The sequence below is a fragment of the Verrucomicrobiota bacterium genome, assembly GCA_016871495.1.
In the GTDB taxonomy this organism is placed as follows: Bacteria; Verrucomicrobiota; Verrucomicrobiia; order Limisphaerales; family VHDF01; genus VHDF01.
Genome location: VHDF01000007.1, coordinates 23690 through 40935, shown reverse-complemented (window position 1 = coordinate 40935; position 17246 = coordinate 23690). Strand labels below are relative to the sequence as shown.

15 protein-coding genes are annotated in these 17246 nt (G+C 61.0%); 10 read left to right on the top strand and 5 right to left on the bottom strand.

From position 1 onward, the window contains the following. Positions 1-15: 15 nt before the first annotated feature. On the top strand, positions 16-3420 hold the full coding sequence (locus FJ404_02960; protein ID MBM3821845.1) for a heme-binding protein: 3405 nt from the start codon (positions 16-18) through the stop codon (positions 3418-3420). Between the two features lie 240 nt (positions 3421-3660). Here FJ404_02960 and FJ404_02955 read toward each other — a convergent pair whose 3' ends face one another. The 5 genes from FJ404_02955 to coaD all read right to left on the bottom strand — a co-directional run bounded on the left by FJ404_02955 (position 3661) and on the right by coaD (position 7089). Continuing rightward, a complete protein-coding gene (locus FJ404_02955) occupies positions 3661-4695 on the bottom strand; it encodes a ketoacyl-ACP synthase III (GenBank protein ID MBM3821844.1) in 1035 nt (344 codons plus the stop codon). Further along, the gene (gene plsX / locus FJ404_02950) at positions 4692-5729 is read right to left on the bottom strand and encodes a phosphate acyltransferase PlsX (protein MBM3821843.1); all 1038 of its coding nucleotides are present in this window, start codon (positions 5727-5729) and stop codon (positions 4692-4694) included. Before plsX ends, FJ404_02955 begins: the two co-directional genes overlap by 4 nt. A 50-nt stretch (positions 5730-5779) precedes the next feature. Further along, the gene (locus FJ404_02945; GenBank protein MBM3821842.1) at positions 5780-5968 is read right to left on the bottom strand and encodes a 50S ribosomal protein L32; all 189 of its coding nucleotides are present in this window, start codon (positions 5966-5968) and stop codon (positions 5780-5782) included. Positions 5969-5976: 8 nt separating this feature from the next. Beyond that, positions 5977-6477: a DUF177 domain-containing protein gene (locus FJ404_02940; GenBank protein ID MBM3821841.1), complete on the bottom strand. Its 501-nt coding sequence runs from the start codon at positions 6475-6477 to the stop codon at positions 5977-5979. A 117-nt stretch (positions 6478-6594) separates the two neighbouring features. Next, positions 6595-7089 carry a pantetheine-phosphate adenylyltransferase gene (coaD, locus tag FJ404_02935; GenBank protein ID MBM3821840.1) on the bottom strand — a complete coding sequence of 165 codons (495 nt, stop codon included), beginning with the start codon at positions 7087-7089 and terminating at the stop codon, positions 6595-6597. Positions 7090-7261: 172 nt separating this feature from the next. Between coaD and FJ404_02930 the strand changes: the two genes are divergently transcribed. The 9 genes from FJ404_02930 (at position 7262) to FJ404_02890 (ending at position 17197) form a co-directional block, all read left to right on the top strand. Beyond that, positions 7262-7984: a hypothetical protein gene (locus tag FJ404_02930; GenBank protein MBM3821839.1), complete on the top strand. Its 723-nt coding sequence runs from the start codon at positions 7262-7264 to the stop codon at positions 7982-7984. Between the two features lie 584 nt (positions 7985-8568). Next, positions 8569-9858 (top strand): phosphopyruvate hydratase, encoded by a 1290-nt coding sequence (locus tag FJ404_02925; protein MBM3821838.1) that lies wholly within the window; start codon positions 8569-8571, stop codon positions 9856-9858. A 469-nt stretch (positions 9859-10327) separates the two neighbouring features. Beyond that, positions 10328-10510: a SelT/SelW/SelH family protein gene (locus tag FJ404_02920; GenBank protein ID MBM3821837.1), complete on the top strand. Its 183-nt coding sequence runs from the start codon at positions 10328-10330 to the stop codon at positions 10508-10510. Positions 10511-10760: 250 nt separating this feature from the next. Beyond that, positions 10761-11726: a hypothetical protein gene (locus FJ404_02915; GenBank protein MBM3821836.1), complete on the top strand. Its 966-nt coding sequence runs from the start codon at positions 10761-10763 to the stop codon at positions 11724-11726. 157 nt (positions 11727-11883) lie between these two features. Then, positions 11884-13623 carry a M3 family oligoendopeptidase gene (locus FJ404_02910; protein ID MBM3821835.1) on the top strand — a complete coding sequence of 580 codons (1740 nt, stop codon included), beginning with the start codon at positions 11884-11886 and terminating at the stop codon, positions 13621-13623. 23 nt (positions 13624-13646) lie between these two features. Beyond that, positions 13647-14741 carry a 3-dehydroquinate synthase gene (locus FJ404_02905; GenBank protein ID MBM3821834.1) on the top strand — a complete coding sequence of 365 codons (1095 nt, stop codon included), beginning with the start codon at positions 13647-13649 and terminating at the stop codon, positions 14739-14741. Between the two features lie 207 nt (positions 14742-14948). Next, a complete protein-coding gene (locus FJ404_02900; GenBank protein MBM3821833.1) occupies positions 14949-15767 on the top strand; it encodes a hypothetical protein in 819 nt (272 codons plus the stop codon). 37 nt (positions 15768-15804) lie between these two features. Beyond that, the gene (locus FJ404_02895) at positions 15805-16623 is read left to right on the top strand and encodes a hypothetical protein (GenBank protein MBM3821832.1); all 819 of its coding nucleotides are present in this window, start codon (positions 15805-15807) and stop codon (positions 16621-16623) included. Positions 16624-16696: 73 nt separating this feature from the next. Next, positions 16697-17197, top strand: a complete 501-nt coding sequence (locus tag FJ404_02890) for an NUDIX domain-containing protein (GenBank protein MBM3821831.1) — start codon at positions 16697-16699, stop codon at positions 17195-17197. Positions 17198-17246 lie beyond the last annotated feature (49 nt).

Sequence of the window (17246 nt, the reverse complement as noted above, 5' to 3'; positions counted from 1 at the left end):
CCGCAAACTTAGGTCATGCTCGCGCGCATCGCTGCCCTCCTCGCCTGGTCCTGGATTCCGCTCCTGGTCGTCGCCCAACACCGATTGGAGAATGCCTCCACCGTCCATACTTCCCCGGCCGATCTCGCCATCAAACGCTTTCAACTCGCGCCCGGCCTCAAGGCCGAACTCTTCGCCGCCGAACCCCTTCTCGCCAACCCCGTGGCCATTCATCTCGACGACCAGGGCCGCTGCTTTGTCGTCGAAACCCACCGCTTGCTCCGCGGTGTGCCGGATATCCGCGGCCGACGCGGATGGCCCTCGCAGGAAGTCCTGCAAAAACTGCCGCCGTCCACGCTGGAAAACCTGGACGAAATCCTCCTCGTCGAAGACCTGGCACTGCGGACCGTCGAGGAACGCGTCGCTTACTTTCGCAAATGGAAGGGAAGCGAGGCGGCCAGCATGGAGAAGAACAGCGAGGCCTTGCGCCTGGTGGTGGACACCAACGGGGACGGACGCGCCGACCGCAGCACCGTCTTCGCCACCCATTTCAACACTCTCGCTGATGGCATCGCGTCCGGCGTGATTTCACGCGGCCCGCGCGTATGGTTCGCCAACATCCCTCACCTCTGGCTCCTGGAGGATTCAAACGGGGACGGCGTGTCCGACCGACGCGAATCGCTGCACCATGGCTTCGGAGTGCGCACCGGCTTTCTGGGCCACGACCTGCACGGGCTCATTTTTGGCCCGGACGGACGTCTCTACTTCAGCATCGGCGACCGGGGATCGAGCATTCGCCCGGCGCAAGGAAAACCCATCGAGTTGCCCGATACCGGCGCGGTGTTTCGTTGCGAACCGGATGGGTCGCATCTCGAAGTCTTCCACTCCGGATTGCGCAACCCACAGGAACTGGCCTTCGACGAGCACGGCAACTTGTTCACGGGCGACAACAACTCGGACGGCGGAGACGAGGCGCGCATTGTCCATCTCGTTTCCGGGGGCGACAGCGGGTGGCGCATCGGATGGCAATTCCTGGAGCGTCCCAATGCCCGCGGGCCCTGGAACAGCGAACGCATGTGGCAGCCTCAAAATGCCAGCCAGCCCGCCTATATCCTCCCCCCCATCACCAACATCACCAGCGGACCGTCCGGCTTCGCCTTCAATCCCGGAACCGGCTTGGGACCGTCCGAGACCGGGCGCTTTTATCTCGCCGACTTCCGCGGGGCGTCAGCCAACAGCGGCGTTCATTCCTTCCAACTGAAATCGAGGGGCGCGAGCTTCGAATTGACGGATCACCAACGCCCGATCTGGGGTGTCCTGGTCACAGACGTATGCTTCGGCCCCGACAGCGCCCTCTACCTCTCGGATTGGCTCGAAGGCTGGGAAATGACCGCCAAAGGCCGTGTCTATCGGATCCAGGACCCCCGCCAGTCCACCAACCGCTGGGTCGCGGAAACCCGCCAACGGCTGAACCAAGGTGTGGCCGACCTGGATTGGGCGCGTCTCGGCGAATTACTGGCCCACCCCGACTATCGAATTCGGCAGGCCGCTCAGTTCGAATGGGCGGACCGGCTTGCGCCCATCAAAGGACCATCGAGAACAGGACCCGAGGCTCGCGCAGCCCTGGAACGCATGGCCTTGGAATCGGCTGATCCATTCGCCCGCTTGCACGCGCTCTGGGCTCTGGGCCAAACCGCGCGGCGAGGGCTCCCCGTTCAGAAGACGATACGTGCGGCTCTCCAGGACCGGGATGAATGGATTCGAGCTCAAGCCGCGCAAGCGCTTGGAGACATCGCCGCCTCCACCGTGGCACTCGAAAACCCAGGCGAAGTGTCCACTCTTCTCATCCGGCAATTGCAGGATGCCAGCGCTCATGCGCGCAGGCAGGCAGCCCATGCCCTCGGAAACGTTGGAAACGCGGCCGCCGTGCCCCCCTTGCTTGCCATGCTGGAATCGAACCGAGATGCAGACCCTTACCTTCGCCATGCGGCGGTCATGGGCTTGGCAGGAATTCAAGATCGGGAAGCATTACGAGCCGCCGCTCGGCATGCCTCCATCTCCGTGCGCATGGGGGCGCTCCTGGCCATGCGCCGGCTGCGCATGCCGGAACTGGCCGAATTCCTCCGCGACGCTTCACCCAAACTGGTTTTAGAAGCCGCCCGCGCCATCCACGACACGCCCATGCCCGAGCTCGCAACGCGTTTGGCCGATCTGATCTCGAGGCGCCTCGATTCCGCTCCGCTTGTCCGCCGCGTCCTCGCTGCGAACTTCCAACTGGGCGGCCCTTCTCATGCCCAAGCCCTCGCCCAATTTGCCGCGGCTTCCGCCCACGCGGATTCCTGGCGAACCGAAGCTTTGGAAATGCTGGCCCTCTGGTCCAAGCCGCCCCAACGGGATCCCGTGCATGGACTCTGGAGACCTCTCGCTCCACGCTCCGCTCAAGTCGCCGCCGACGCTCTCGCTCCCCACGCCCTGGACCTCATCCAGCGGGCCTCCATGTCCGTTCGCATCGCCGCCATGGAAACCGCGGGCCAGTTGGGCATTTCGAGTGTGAAGGACACGCTTCGAGAAGTCGCCGTCGATCCAAATCGAGACCACACGATGCGGGTCGCCGCCTTGCGTGGATTGGCCGCCCTCAAAACTCCAGACGCCGGGTCCGTGCTGGCCGGCGCATTGAAGGATTCAGACGAACGGGTTCGATTGGAAGCCACGCGCCTGATCTCGCGCACGGGTCCCGCAGCCCTCCCCGAATTGCTCTCCATGATCCAACGAGGCGCCCTGGCCGAGAAACAGGCCGCCATCACCGCTCTGGGCGCCATCCCTGGGGCGGAGTCCGACCAGGCGCTCCTGGCCTTGCTGCAACAATTGATCGAGAAGCAGGTCGATGCCGCGCTCGCCGTCGAAATCCTGGAAGCTGCAGAAGCGAGAATGTCTTCGCCCGCCACCGCCGAAATGCTCGCCCAATACAAAGGGAGTTTTGCCCAAGCAGATGAACTCGGGGACTACCGTGTGGCATTGCACGGCGGCAACAAAGTCCATGGCATGCGCGTTTTCAAGGAAAGCGAGGCCGCTTCATGCGTTCGCTGCCACAAACTGGCGGGCGTCGGAGGAGACGCGGCCCCAGCCCTCGACGGCATCGGCGGACGCTTCGGACGCGAGTACCTGCTCGAATCCATCGTCCTTCCCAACAAGGTCATCGCCGAGGGATACGAGAACGTGATCGTCAGCCTCAAGAACGGATCTTCCTACGCCGGCGTGCTCAAACGGGAAACGCCCGAAGAACTGGAAATCAACTCACCGGAGGACGGGTTGGTCACCCTCAAGAAATCCGATCTTACCGGACGCGAAAAAGGATCTTCGGGCATGCTGCCCGACATCGCCAAAGTCCTCACCAAACGAGAACTGCGGGACCTCGTGGAATTCCTGTCCAGCCTCAAATGAACGGCCGGGAATGTCCGGTGCATCCAGAGATTTTCGGTGACCGGGTTGTCTTGGTGACGCAGACAGCCCTGTCTGCTGTTTCGCAGGCTGCCCAGCCTGCGGGGCGATGAAGGGAACCCGGCGCGTGGAGATCATGGAAGGACCTCTTTCTTCACCCGCCGGGCCGACGGGCCGTCGGCGATACGGCAGGCTGGGCAGCCTGCGCCACACGCGAGGCGCCGTGAGGGGTCGCGCCAGTTCCTACCACTCGATCACGGCCGCGCCCCAGGTGAATCCAGCCCCAAATACCAGCAGCAAGAGCAAGTCTCCCCGCTGGATGCGTCCGCGGGTCACGACCTCGTCCAGCGCGATCGCCACCGACGCCGCCGAGGTGTTTCCGTACGATTGCAGGTTCATGAACACCTGATCCTCCAGGGCACCCAAACGATCGGCCACCGCGCTCAAGATCCTCTGATTCGCCTGGTGCGGAATGACACACTTGATGTCGCTCATGTGGAGGCCGCATTTGGACAAGACTTCCTTCGCGGCGGTGTTCATCGCATTGACCGCGTGTTTGAACGTCTCCTTCCCGTCCATGCGCAGATAATGCAAGCGCGAGGCCACGGTCTCCGCGGTGGCCGGATGCTTCGAGCCTCCGCCAGGCATGCAGAGCAAATCTCCTTTCGCTCCGTCCGCTCCCATCGTGGTCGCCAGCAAACCATGCGAGTCGCTGCGATTCTGCAATACCGCCGCTCCCGCGCCGTCCCCGAACAGCACACAGGTGTTGCGATCGGTCCAGTCCACGATCGAGGAAAGCTTTTCGGCCCCAATCACCAGCACGGTGTCGTAGGTCCTCGACATGATGAACTGTTGTCCAATCTCGAGCGCGCACACGAATCCGGAACAAGCGGCCTCGATGTCGAAGGCGGCGGCGCGTTTGGCCCCGATTTTTTGCTGCACCAGGCAGGCCGTGCAGGGAAAGGGCATGTCGGGAGTGATCGTCGCCACGATGATCAACTCGATCTGATCCGCGGTCACGCCCGCCCGCTCCATGGCTTTCCGGGCCGCGGCGGACGCCATGTCGGAGGTCAACTCGCCGGGAGCCGCGATCCGCCGCTCCCGAATACCCGTGCGGGTTTGGATCCATTCATCCGACGTATCAACCAGTTTCTCCAGGTCGGCGTTGGTCAGGATCTTCGACGGAACATACGACCCCACGGCGGTGATGGAACATGTCCGCCCTTTGAAGTCGTGGACGGATCGCGGATGTTGAATGCGTTTGGATGAGGTGCTCATGGGACCGGGGAACCGGCGGGTTCGGATTCCAAAGCCTTCGCGGCTCGCGCCACCGCATCGCAAATGTGGCGGTTCAATTCGTGCTGGACGGCTTCCGTCGTGATGCGAACCGCGTTGCAAATCGCGCGCTCCCGCGCCGAGCCGTGAGCGATGGTCACGGCCCCGTTTAATCCCAACAACGGCGCCCCCCCCCGCGCGTCGGCATCCAATCGCGTCTTCAAAGATCGAAAAGCGCCCCGGGCCAGCCAAGCCCCGGCCTTGCGAACCGGCGTGGCCGTCAATTCGCGCTTGAGCCACTGGAACACTCCCTTGGCCAGGCTCTCGCAGGTCTTGAGCACCACGTTCCCCACAAACCCATCACACACCACCACATCCACGCGGTTCGAAAAAAGGTCGTGCCCCTCGACATTGCCAATGAAATTCAAATCGAGCTTCCGGCACAGACGAAAAGCACCCAAGGTCAGCTCGTTCCCTTTGATGTCCTCCGTCCCGTTGCTCAAAATGCCCACGCGCGGACGTTGATACCCCAGGACCCGCTCCGAATAAAGGCTTCCCATGATGGCGTACTGGGCGAGGTGAATCGGACGGCATTCGACGTTGGCCCCGGCGTCCAGAAGCACGAACTCGTTCTCCGGAGCGGGCATCACCACGGCAATCCCGGGACGATCCACCCCCTCCAGCGGACGCATCCGAATGGTGGACGCGGCCACCACCCCCCCCGTGTTGCCTGGAGAAACAAGGGCTTCCGCCTTGCCTTCTTTGACGAGATCGACCGCCCGCAGAATGGAGCAGTCCTTTTTCTTGCGCAGCCCCACCACCGGCTTGTCTTCCATGCTGAGGACCTCGCTGGCATGCACAATTTCGACCCTCGAGTCCCGGCAGCCGATGTCACGCAGCCCGGCCTCAATGGCCTCGCGCTGGCCCACAAGGTAAACTCCGTCGATGTGACGCAGCGTCGCGAGGGCCTGGGCGACGCCACCCACCACCACCCCCGGGCCATGGTCGCCGCCCATGACATCCACCACGATTCGCATAAAGAAAAAGAGCGCAGGAGGGGCGAAAACCTTCCGCGCTCTGGGAAAAATTAAGCCAGCGCCTGGACCGTGATGACTTGGCGCCCCTTGTAAAACCCGCAAGCGGGACAAACACGGTGAGGCACGTACGGGGCCGCGCACTGCGGACACGTGGTCAATTGCGGCAATTTAAGAACGCTGTTATACGCACGCCGCATTCGCTGCCGGCTGCGCGATGGTTTGCGCTTGGGAACACCCATAATTCACTCTAAAATTTTAAATTGTCCAATGCAGCCCAAGCAGATCCGTCAGCGGATGGCTGACGATCACCCTTCTCCTGATCGGAGCGGGCTTGCGGCGGGCTGGCCATGCCGCGACACCCGTCGTCACACAACGGATGTTGCGGAAACGAAAGAACGACATCCTCCCGGACGAACGGGGTTAAGTCAACCAAATCGTTGACAACACTCACTTGTTCCTCGCCCTCAAGGGGTAACAACACGTCCCACGGCTGAATTTCAATCCGCAGTCGAAAGGGCTTCAAACACCTCGCGCATTCGCATTCCAACTCCACCCCCAACCCTCCCTCCACGTGAATCTCCCCACCCTGCCGCGTCGCCGTCAGATCGTAGGCAATCCCCGAAACCGGTCGCACCAACTCGTCCAACCCCGCGATCTCCGCGTCTTCCTCAGGCAATACCCCCTCGACCCGCACCGGCTTCTTCTCCAGATGCCGGACATTGAGTTCAATCTTGGCAGAAGTCTTCATAGGTTCACTCGTTCGAACCGGTTTTCGGACAACGTTGCGATCCGCGCAGTCTCAACCACTGACCCCGCCTTGCTGCGACGGATCTCAGCGCTGTCGTGCGGGTCCGGACCGGATGCACTACGACTTTCTGACCTTTCGCCCCAGCTTTTTGTTCAACGCGGTTCTCACGGGCCCGGGCACAAACGCCGAGATGTCGCCGCCCAACCGGGCGATTTCCTTCACCATCCTGGAACTCAGAAACGTGTAAGTGTCCTTCGGCATCATAAAAATCGTCTCAATGTCTTCCGCCAGCTTGCGATTCATCAACGCCAATTGAAACTCAAACTCGAAGTCGGACACCGCACGCAACCCCCGAATCACCGCCCGGCTCTGCCGCTTCCGCGCGTAATCAACCAGGAGTCCCGTAAAAGTGTCCACCTCCACCCGATCCAAACCGGCCAGAGAAGCACTCACCAAGGCTTGCCTCTCCGCCAGAGAAAAGAATGGCGACTTGGACTCGTTCTCCGCCACCGCCACGATCACACGGTCAAAGAGCTTCACCGCCCTTTGCACCACATCCAGATGCCCGTTGGTGAAGGGATCGAAACTGCCGGGATAGATCGCCGTCCGCATGCCCGCATTCTCCGAAGTTGGTCCAAAGACACCACGAAAAAATGGCGGCCGGAAATCAGGGCCCCATGACTTCCCTCCCCCTGGCTCAAGAATCCTCACCGTCCGGAAATTTCGTGCTTGTTCCGCAACTTGGATATTCCGGACTGTGGAAACCGCAACTTGATTGCGCGAAATGCGTCCCTTCGTCTTGCTCAACATGTCGATGACGGCCGATGGCAAGATCGCCTCCGCCAATCGCCGCGTCTCATCCTTCGGAAGCCCGCTGGATCAAAACCATCTTTACGCCTTGCGCGGCGGGGTGGACGCGATTCTTTGCGGCGCCCGCACGGTCGATCTCAACCGCGTCTCCCTGGGAGCAGGCACCCACCGTCATGTGGCCAGGCGAATCGCCCAAGGACTCCGTCCGCATCCGATCCGGGTGATCGCCAGTGGTCGAGCCACCTTGAACCCCGATTCCCACCTTTTCACAAAATCTCTGGGTCCCGTGGTGCTGCTCACGACCCGGCGAGCTTCCAAAAGGCATCTCGAAGCTTTGCGTTCGAAGGTTGATGATGTGTTCGCCTCCGGAGAATCGGAGATCGACTTCAACGCTGCGTTCGCGTGGCTCCACGATCGCTGGAAGGTGCGGCGGCTGCTCTGCGAAGGCGGAGGCCATCTCAACGAGGCTTTGTTTCGCGGTGGTCTGGTGGATGAAATGCACCTCACTCTTTGTCCACTCATCTTGGGGGGACGTTCCGCTCCCACCCTCGCCGATGGGATCGGTCTTGGCGGACTGCAACGCCTGGCTCGATTCAAAGTCTCGCGCCGGAAACAAGCCGGCGGAGAACTCTTCCTGGTGCTGCACCCGGCTTCCGCGCCCCGGGTTCCACAAACGGATGCCATTCCCATTTCATAAACTGTTGGAAGAAGTTCTTCCTCGGACCACGCCTCAAGGACTCCTTTTCGTGCAACCAGGGCGCGGTTTCGCTAGCCCGGAAGGTCCCTGACGCGAAACAAGGATGAGATCTCCGGTCTAGCCGGCATATTTCATGCACGGGACTCCCGGTGAGAACACCGGGCCTACAAACACAGACGCAGGCGCGATTGTAGGCCGCGTGCCCTCACGCGGCTCACTGTCGCGCATTCAAGCTTAGCATAAAATTTCCGAGCTGGGCGGCAAATCGGTGCCTCCAGAGGTTGTCGGTGACCGGGTTGTCGTGGTCACGCAGACAGCCCTGTCTTCTGTTTCGCAGGCTGCCCAGCCTGCGGGGCGACGAAGGGAACTAGGCGCGTGGAGAGCATGGAAGGGCCTCGTTCTTCACCCGCCAGGCCGACGGGCAGTCGGCAATACGGCAGCCTGGGCCGCCTGCGCCACACGACAGACCACTTCGGGATGCACGGGCGGGAAATCGGAATTCGAACCCCGGCTTGACTGGCCAGGGTTCGTTTCTATCATGCGCGCCGCTTTAGCCCTCACCGGGCAAGGCCCCTTGATCATCCATGAGCACCATTCAGGACCTACAAGCCCGCGAAATCTTGGATTCCCGCGGCAATCCCACCGTCGAAGTCGATGTCGTTCTCTGCAACGGCGTCTCCGGGCGAGCCGCCGTGCCCTCGGGAGCCAGCACCGGCGAACACGAAGCCATCGAATTGCGCGACGGCGACAAGAAACGTTACCTCGGCAAAGGCGTGTCCAAAGCGGTGCGCAATGTCAAAGCGATCATCCTGCCCGCATTGCGCGGACTGGATCCCATGGACCAATTGGCCGTCGATCGAACCATGCTGGAATTGGATGGCACCGAAACGAAATCCAAGCTCGGCGCCAACGCCATTCTGGCCGTGTCCCTCGCCAATGCGAAGGCCGCCGCCCAGGCTTGCGGGCAGCCTTTATACAAATACCTGGGCGGACCGAACGCAAAAGTCCTTCCCGTGCCCATGGCCAATGTCATCAATGGCGGAGCACACTCGGACGCCCCCATTGATTTTCAGGAGTTCATGGTCATGCCCCACGGCTTCGGCAGCTTCAGCCACGGGCTCCAGGCGATCACCGAAATTTTCCATGCGCTCAAAAGTGTCTTGAAAAAGAGAGGCTTGAGCACCGCCGTCGGGGACGAGGGCGGATTCGCCCCGAAACTCGAAAGCGCCGAGGCCGCGATCGAAGCCATCCTCCAAGCGGTCAAGGACGCCGGATACAAGGCCGGGAAACAAATTTTCCTCGCCCTCGACGTGGCCAGTTCCGAGTTTTACAACAAGGACGGCACCTACACGTTCAAGAAAAGCAGCGGACGCAAACTGTCGGGTGACGAGTTGGTCGATTTCTACGTCGAACTGTGCGGGAAATATCCCATCGTCAGCATCGAGGACGGCTGCGCCGAGGGGGATTGGAAGAATTGGAAAACTTTAACCGATAAATTGGGATCGAACGTTCAACTGGTCGGAGACGACCTGTTCGTCACGAACGTCAAATTCCTCCGCAAAGGCATCGATACCGCAACCGCCAACGCCATCCTGGTTAAAGTCAACCAGATTGGATCCCTCACGGAGACGCTGGACGCGGTGGAACTCGCCCAGACCAATCGTTACCGGGCGGTGATCAGCCATCGTTCCGGGGAAACGGAGGACGCCACCATCTCGGACATCGCCGTCGCCACCAACGCCGGCCAGATCAAGACGGGCTCTCTGAGCCGCACGGATCGCGTGGCGAAATACAACCAGCTCCTGCGCATCGAACAAGCCCTGGGCAAGCACGCCGTGTACGCCGGATTAACCGCATTGCCTCCCGGGCGCTAAACTCCTGATTCTTACACTGAAGTTCGGGGCGCGGATGTGTCGGTAGGCCAGCCGCAGCAACGCATGTTTTCACGACTCTTGGAGGTGCGATGGACAGGTTCGCATCATCGACATTCCATCGATCACGACCACGACAGCGGGCATTACTAACCCGCATATTTCATGCAAGGGACGCCCGGTGAGGGCACCGGGCCTACAAACAAAGAGGCAGGCGCGATTGTAGGCCGCGTGCCCTCACGCGGCTCACTGTCGCGGATTCAAGCTCAGTATGAATTATCCGGGCTAAAACCGCGCATCTTTCAACCGCGGGAACCACCTTTCCCGACCCCGTCGGAATTCTTACGCGCGGATTTAGGTTCTCATGGGCTTGATCATGGCCGCGGATTCGCAGATGTTTTCCGACGCCATGAGCCTGAACATCCAAATCGAATATTGCACGGCTTGAAACTACGAGCCTCATGCCGTCGGTCTGACGGAAAAACTGCTCAAATTCAAACAACAGATCGCCTCGCTCAAACTCGTCCCCTCAGGTGGCGGAGCGTTCGAAGTCTCGGTGAACGGAGAAATCATCTATTCCAAACTCCAAACCGGAAAATTCCCGCAACCGGACGCCATCCTGAAAGCCGTTCGATCCAAGTTGGGGTCCGCTTAGCCCGGAATCTTCATCCTTGTTTCGCGACTGAGATTTTCCCGTCTGGTCAAACCGCGCCCTGGTTGCACGAAAACGTATCCTTGAGGCGTGGTCCGCGGAACAACATCTTCCAACTCGGAACGCGGCGTTTACGCTGCTTCGTCGTGGGCAAGCACACCAGCAAGCGGTTGTTCTGGCGTCGCCCAGTGCTGAACCGGCGTCAACGCCGCGCTCCGGTCGTCGCCGTCAACCAAGCCTCGGAGAGCCTGTCATGAGTCTTCGTGGATTTTTCCGAACGATTTCCACCCGGATCGTACTGGGAGTCCTGGCGGTCTGGTTGAGCGAATCTGCAGGCTTGCGCGGTCAAACACTGGATTCCGCCGTCACTCCACTGCCCCCCCTGACTCTTCGAGGTGTTCCCGCTCGCGCCCACACACAAGGCATCGACTGGTCCGGACCCCACCTTTTCGTCACCGCCCGCCGCGACGATGTCACACCGCGCCGCGCCCTCCTCCTGCGGACGGGTCCGGGACGCGCCGATTGGGACAGTTGGGATCTGACGCGCAAGGCCGCTTCCACGGGGGAACAGATCCTGGATCACCCCGGGGGATTCCAGATTTCGAGAGGCATTCTGTGGGTGCCGCTTTCGACCAGCACACGCGCCGGCCCCTCGCAAATCCATGCCTATCGCGTGGCCTCACTGAGAACGAATGGCTTCGCGCGTCCGGAAGTCACTTTCCCGGTGGACGATCACATTGGGGCGCTGGCGGTCTTGGAAACCCGAAAACTCCTCCTCGGGGCGAGCTGGGATACGCAACGCGTCTTCGTGTGGAATTTTCAAGGTGTGCTTCAGCGCATACTGACCGCGGCCGATTTGGCGCCGCTCGAACTCGGCTTCGACGCCAGCGCCCCGTCCCAAGCCGGCTTGGCGGTGCAGGACTGGAAATTTCTGCGGGGCAGATTGCACGCCGTGGGATTGCGCAAAGGAGGCGATCCGTCCGCGCTCGAACCCAAAAGCTTGCTCATGGTGTTCGAAGATTTCCTGGAATCCACGGCGCGAAAGCAGGCCCACCCCTTGCGTCCCGTTCAGGAATTGGAGCTCGGACGCGAAGGATTCTCCATCAAGGGCGAGTTCGCCTACTTCCTGCCCGAGGATTTGGGCGCCAGCAACCGTCTCTTCCGAGCCAAAATTCCTGGCAGCTTGCAGCCCGCGCCGGCGGCCGACTCGAAACCGTGATCCCATCCTGATGCGGCGTCAACGCCGCGCTCCGTCCCCGGTCCGCGCCGTTCACGGCGCTGCCGCGCGCATCCTCGACAACTTGCGGATGCGCCGTCAGGCGGTCTGAGCCGATTTCGCGCTTGCAGTGACCCGGGTCATCCCCATTCTCGCCCGGATGAGCGCCACGTTGCCTTTTGCTCCAAGTCCGCCCCACGTCCCCCGCTGCTTCCTGCCGACCGATCTAGACCTTGGGCATTGGACTGAAATCGCGCCCTGGTTCGACACCTTGGAACGGCGCGCCGCCTCCTGCCAAAACGCAGCGGACTTTGAACGTTGGATCCTCGATTGGGGGGAACTTTCCGCGGCGCTGGATGAAGAGGGCTCGAAGCGGTACATCGCCATGACCTGCCACACCGACGATCCCGAGGCGGAAAAGGGGTATCTTCATTTCGTCGAACAGATCGAACCCGAGTTGAAGCCACGCCAGTTCACGCTTTCGCAATTGTTCCTGGATCATCCCTTGCGAAACGTGCTGCCGCAGGATCGTTACCGGGTGTTCGAACGAAGCAACCGGGTTCAAGTCGAACTCTTCCGCCCGGAAAACGTGCCGCTCGAAACAGAGGAATCGAAGCTCTGCCAGCAATACCAAAAGATTTCGGGCGGATTGTCGGTCTCATTTCGCGGCCAAGAACACACTCTGGTGCGTATGGGGCGTTATCTCGAGGAACCCGACCGCGCGACCCGGCAGGAGGCCTGGGAGTTGGTCGCCGCGCGACGCCTCCAGGAAGCCGCGACATTCGAGTCCCTGTTCGATCAGTTGCTCGGCTTACGCTCCCGCATCGCCCGCCACGCGGGATTCGCGGACTATCGCTCCTACGCGTTCCGAGCACGCGGACGCTTCGATTATACCCCGGCCGATTGCGAGTGCTTCCATCAAACCGTCGCCGAGGAGTTCATTCCGTTGCTCGCCGAGCTGCACCAAAAGCGGCAGCGGCAAATGGGCTTGGTCCAATTGCGTCCGTGGGATCTGGCGGCGGATCCCTGGAACCGCCCGCCGCTCAAACCCTTCCAGCAGGTGGAAGAATTGACGTCAAAATCCCAAGCCATTTTCGATGGTCTGGACTCCGAACTGGGCGCCGGGTTCAGGCAGATGCGTGATTTGCAACTGCTTGATCTGGCGAATCGCAAAGGGAAAGCACCCGGCGGCTATCAATCCACCCTGTCCGAATCGCGGCTGCCGTTCATTTTCATGAACGCCATCGGTGTGCAACGTGACGTCGAAACACTGCTGCACGAGGCGGGACATGCGTTCCACACGCTGGCCACGCGTGACGAACACCTGCACGCCTATCGCAGCGCGCCGATCGAGTTCTGCGAAGTGGCTTCCATGAGCATGGAACTGCTGGGACAGGACCGCATCGAGGCGTTTTACACCGCGCCCGAAGCCGCCCGCTCCCGCCGTACTCATCTCGAGGGCATCGTCTCGATCTTCCCCTGGATCGCCGCCGTCGATGCCTTCCAACACTGGATTTACACCCATCCAAACCACTCGCCCTCCGAACGCGCGTCCGCCTGGATCGATTTAATGGAGCGTTTCGGCGGAAGCGTGGATTGGCATGGATACGAGACCCAGCGCGCGGCGCTGTGGCACCGCCAGCTCCACATCTTCATTCACCCTTTCTACTACATCGAGTACGGCATCGCGCAATTGGGCGCCTTGCAGGTCTGGTCCAACTCCCGGCTCCGTCCCGCCGAGGCACTGGCGCAATACCGCCGCGCCCTGGCCCTCGGAGGATCCCGTCCCCTGCCCGATCTTTTTGCCGCGGCCGGCTGCGCTTTCGACTTCTCCTCCAAAGCCGTGCGTCCCCTGGTCCAATTGATCCGGGACGAACTGGCCAAGCTGCCGGAGTCCTGAAACCCTCCCCATCGTCGCCGACCATGCGCGTTCTTGAAGTTCCATTGCCCGGCCGCAACTACCGCATTCATGTGGGCACCCGACTCCTCCCTACGTTGGGACGCGAGTGCACCCAATTGGAACTCGGCCAGCGTTGCGCCGTGATCTCCGATACACAAGTGGCGCCCCGCTACGCGGAAGCCACACTGGATTCCCTCCGTTCGGCGGGATTCGAGCCCGTGCTGGTTCGAGTGCCTTCGGGCGAACGCGCCAAAAATCTGGAAGTCGTGGCGCGCTGCTACGACCGCCTGGCCGCACATCGCCTGGAGCGACGGTCATTCATCGTCGCGCTGGGAGGCGGCGTCGTGGGCGACTTGGCGGGATTCGTCGCGGCGAGTTATCTACGGGGCATTCCGTTCGTCCAACTCCCCACCACCTTGCTTGCGCAAGTGGACAGTTCCGTCGGTGGCAAAGTGGGGGTCAATCTCAAGGCAGGCAAGAATCTGGTCGGCGCTTTTCATCAGCCGAAACTGGTGCTTTGCGATCTGGACACACTGTCCACCCTGCCCCCGCGCGAGTACCGGGCCGGCTTGGCCGAAGTCATCAAATACGGCATCATCGACGACGCCCGGCTTTTTCGCCGTCTTGAAAAGTCGATGGAGAAACTGCTCGAAAAAGATCCCCACGAACTCGAGCCGGTGGTCGCACGTTGCTGCGAAATCAAAGCCGCGGTTGTCCTGGAGGACGAGAAGGAAACCGGACGCCGGGCCATTTTGAATTTTGGCCACACCATCGGACACGGGATCGAAGCCAGTGTGGGCTATGGCCGGTATCGGCACGGCGAAGCCATTTCGATCGGCCAGGTCGCAGCCGCCAAACTGTCGGTGGCTCTGGCTGGACTGACGGCTTCGGAATCAGACCGAATCCGGCATCTCTTCGAGCGGGCCGGACTTCCCGTGGCGCTGCGACTTTCCGAGAGGCAATTCAAGGAGTTGACGGCGGCCATGCGGCTGGACAAGAAGGTGACCGCGGGCTCCGTACGGTTTGTCTTGTCGCCCAAGCTCGGCCAGGCGATCTGGGGACAGGAGGTGCCGGAGGAGCTGATCCGGGCCTCCCTTGGACTCTCAACCGGCACTTGATCCCCATTGGGGAGGCATGACAACGTCCGGGCGAGCATCATTCCCGCAACCCATGATTCTTTCTTTTTCCAGGCCCATGAAAACCCGGCCTCCTTTATCGAGGCTGCCGCTTCCGGCCGCGTCGAAGAGGAATCGGCGCTGAGTTGAAAAGAGGGCGCTTCAGCGAGGAATTGGCCGGGAATCCCACCCTACGCGTCCGCCGGAATCATGCGAGGCCCTTGGAACAAGTATCTCCAGGTCATCCGCGTGGGGATTCAAAACACCCTCGCTTACCGGGTGAATTTTCTGGCTCGCGCCTGCTTCGGCCTGATCCCTCTGATGGCCACCATCAGCCTGTGGAAGGCGGTCTATGCCGGCAAGGGACCCGACACACCGATCGGTCCCTACACGCTGGCCGGGATGATCTCCTACTACCTCTATGTGACTTTTGTGGACGCCTTGACGTCGGTGACTGAGGACGACTGGCAGGTGGCGTCCGACATCAAGGACGGGCGCATCAGCCAGTTTTTGATCAAGCCCATCGAGTATCTGCCCTATCGGTTGTGCCTCTTTTTTTCGGGCAGGCTCGTGTATGCCTCGGTGGCCTTGATCCCGGCTGTGGGGTTTGGCATCTACTTGAGGGAATATTGGGTTTTGCCGGCGGATCTCGAGACCTGGCTGGCACTGATGATTTCCCTGGCCATGGCGGCGCTGTTGCAGTTCTTCATTTCCTGCACGGTGGCGTTCCTGGCGTTTTGGGTCGCCGAAGTTTCCACTTTCATCTTCATCGTCTTCGCGATTGAACATCTCGCGAGCGGACATCTGTTCCCGCTCGATATTCTCCCTCCGGCGGTGGCGAAACTCGCGGCTTGGACTCCTTTTCACTATCAACTCTTCTTCCCGATCAGCATCGCTTTGGGAAACACGCAAGGACTCGATCTCTGGAGGGGGTTGGCGGCCCAAGCGGGCTGGGTGTTGGCGGCTTGGGGACTGGCACGCTGGGTCTGGGCGAGAGGCATTCGAAACTACACCGCGGTGGGCGGATGAACCTCGAGGAATTTCGATGACCCCATCCCCATCCAGCATGGAAAGGTCGGCGCCGCCTGCTTGGTGGCGACGTTACCTTTCGCTCTACGGTGCTCTGTGGAGAAACTCCGTGGCGCGAGAGATGGGATTCAAAACCAGCTTCCTGCTCTGGATTGTGGTGGAATCCGTGTGGTTTGTCCTTCAGCTCAGTTTCATGGGCGTGATGTTTCTGCACACGAAGGAGATTGCGGGCTGGAATCAGTGGCAGGTCGTCATGCTGATCGGAGCCAGCCAGGTGATTCAACAAACGTTCCAGGCGTTCTTCCTGATCAATTGCGCCAATGTCTCCGAACTCGTGCATACCGGGCGCCTGGATTTCATGCTGCTGCTGCCGGCCAACACGCGCTTTCTCGTGTCCTTGAGGCAGGTCGATTTGGGGGGATTCCTCAATGCCCTGATCGGGCTCGGGGTGATGGCTTACGCGGCGGTGAAACTCCAACTCCATCCCACCGCCTTGCAATGGGCGGGATTCGCCGTGCTGATCGGGGTCGGCATCTCGGTCCACTACAGCCTCATGTTCGCTTTGGCGTGCGTGAGTTTTTGGACCGTCAAGGCGCAGGGCATCATCTGGGGTTACTACAACCTGTTCCACATTGCTCGGATGCCGGAATCGGCGTTTCAGGGCGCTTTCCGCATCGTCTTCAAATTCGTTCTGCCTGTGCTGCTGGTGTCGAACGTGCCGGTCAAACTCTTGACCGACAAGCTGAACGACCCCGCGGAGTGGGTGGGATTGCTGGCGCTGGGAGTTCTCTGTTTCCTGTTTTCGGAGAGGCTCTGGCGGCTTTCGCTTCGCCGCTACGCGAGCGCGAGTTCGTAAGCGAATCAAAAAAATGTTCATTTCCTGAAAGCTTCCCCTTGGCTGAAACGGGATTCTTCTTTAAGAATTGGCGATGCGTGCGAAGACCAGCGCCGGGCTGCTCATGTATCGCTTCAAGGATGGCGCTTTGGAGGTCTTCCTGGCCCATCCAGGAGGCCCATTCTTCGCGCGCAAAGACAACGGGCATTGGACGATTCCGAAAGGGGAGGTCCATCAAGGCGAGGAATTGATCGCGGGAGCCATCCGTGAATTCGCCGAGGAAGTGGGCAAGCCCCCGGAGGGCGAGTTCATCCCGCTCGGCTCCGTCCGGCAAAACCGGGGCAAAACCGTCCACGCCTGGGCGTTCATGGGAGAGTGGGAGCCGGACCGTGTGCTCAGCACCACTTCTTTCGAGATGGAATGGCCTCCGTTCTCCGGCCGTCGTCAGATGTTCCCGGAGGTCGATCAAGCCCGGTTCTTCTCGATCCAACAAGCCCGCCGGAAAATCAAGCCCGCCCAATGGCCATTCATCGAGCGGCTCATGGGCAAAGTGGCAGACATGACACCCGCGGCGCCCCTCGAACCCCTGGGCTGATCCGGGAGGCGTGCTCAGGCGCCCGGGAGGCGCGCTTGACGCTGTCCCC

Excerpts from the sequence above, each read along its gene's own strand:
- FJ404_02960 (MBM3821845.1), top strand. The coding sequence starts at position 16 with ATGCTCGCGCGCATCGCTGCCCTCCTCGCCTGGTCCTGGATTCCGCTC.
- FJ404_02955 (MBM3821844.1), bottom strand. The coding sequence starts at position 4,695 with ATGAGCACCTCATCCAAACGCATTCAACATCCGCGATCCGTCCACGAC.
- plsX (MBM3821843.1), bottom strand. The coding sequence starts at position 5,729 with ATGCGAATCGTGGTGGATGTCATGGGCGGCGACCATGGCCCGGGGGTG.
- FJ404_02945 (MBM3821842.1), bottom strand. The coding sequence starts at position 5,968 with ATGGGTGTTCCCAAGCGCAAACCATCGCGCAGCCGGCAGCGAATGCGG.
- FJ404_02940 (MBM3821841.1), bottom strand. The coding sequence starts at position 6,477 with ATGAAGACTTCTGCCAAGATTGAACTCAATGTCCGGCATCTGGAGAAG.
- coaD (MBM3821840.1), bottom strand. The coding sequence starts at position 7,089 with ATGCGGACGGCGATCTATCCCGGCAGTTTCGATCCCTTCACCAACGGG.
- FJ404_02930 (MBM3821839.1), top strand. The coding sequence starts at position 7,262 with ATGCGTCCCTTCGTCTTGCTCAACATGTCGATGACGGCCGATGGCAAG.
- FJ404_02925 (MBM3821838.1), top strand. The coding sequence starts at position 8,569 with ATGAGCACCATTCAGGACCTACAAGCCCGCGAAATCTTGGATTCCCGC.
- FJ404_02915 (MBM3821836.1), top strand. The coding sequence starts at position 10,761 with ATGAGTCTTCGTGGATTTTTCCGAACGATTTCCACCCGGATCGTACTG.
- FJ404_02910 (MBM3821835.1), top strand. The coding sequence starts at position 11,884 with ATGAGCGCCACGTTGCCTTTTGCTCCAAGTCCGCCCCACGTCCCCCGC.
- FJ404_02905 (MBM3821834.1), top strand. The coding sequence starts at position 13,647 with ATGCGCGTTCTTGAAGTTCCATTGCCCGGCCGCAACTACCGCATTCAT.
- FJ404_02900 (MBM3821833.1), top strand. The coding sequence starts at position 14,949 with ATGCGAGGCCCTTGGAACAAGTATCTCCAGGTCATCCGCGTGGGGATT.
- FJ404_02895 (MBM3821832.1), top strand. The coding sequence starts at position 15,805 with ATGGAAAGGTCGGCGCCGCCTGCTTGGTGGCGACGTTACCTTTCGCTC.
- FJ404_02890 (MBM3821831.1), top strand. The coding sequence starts at position 16,697 with ATGCGTGCGAAGACCAGCGCCGGGCTGCTCATGTATCGCTTCAAGGAT.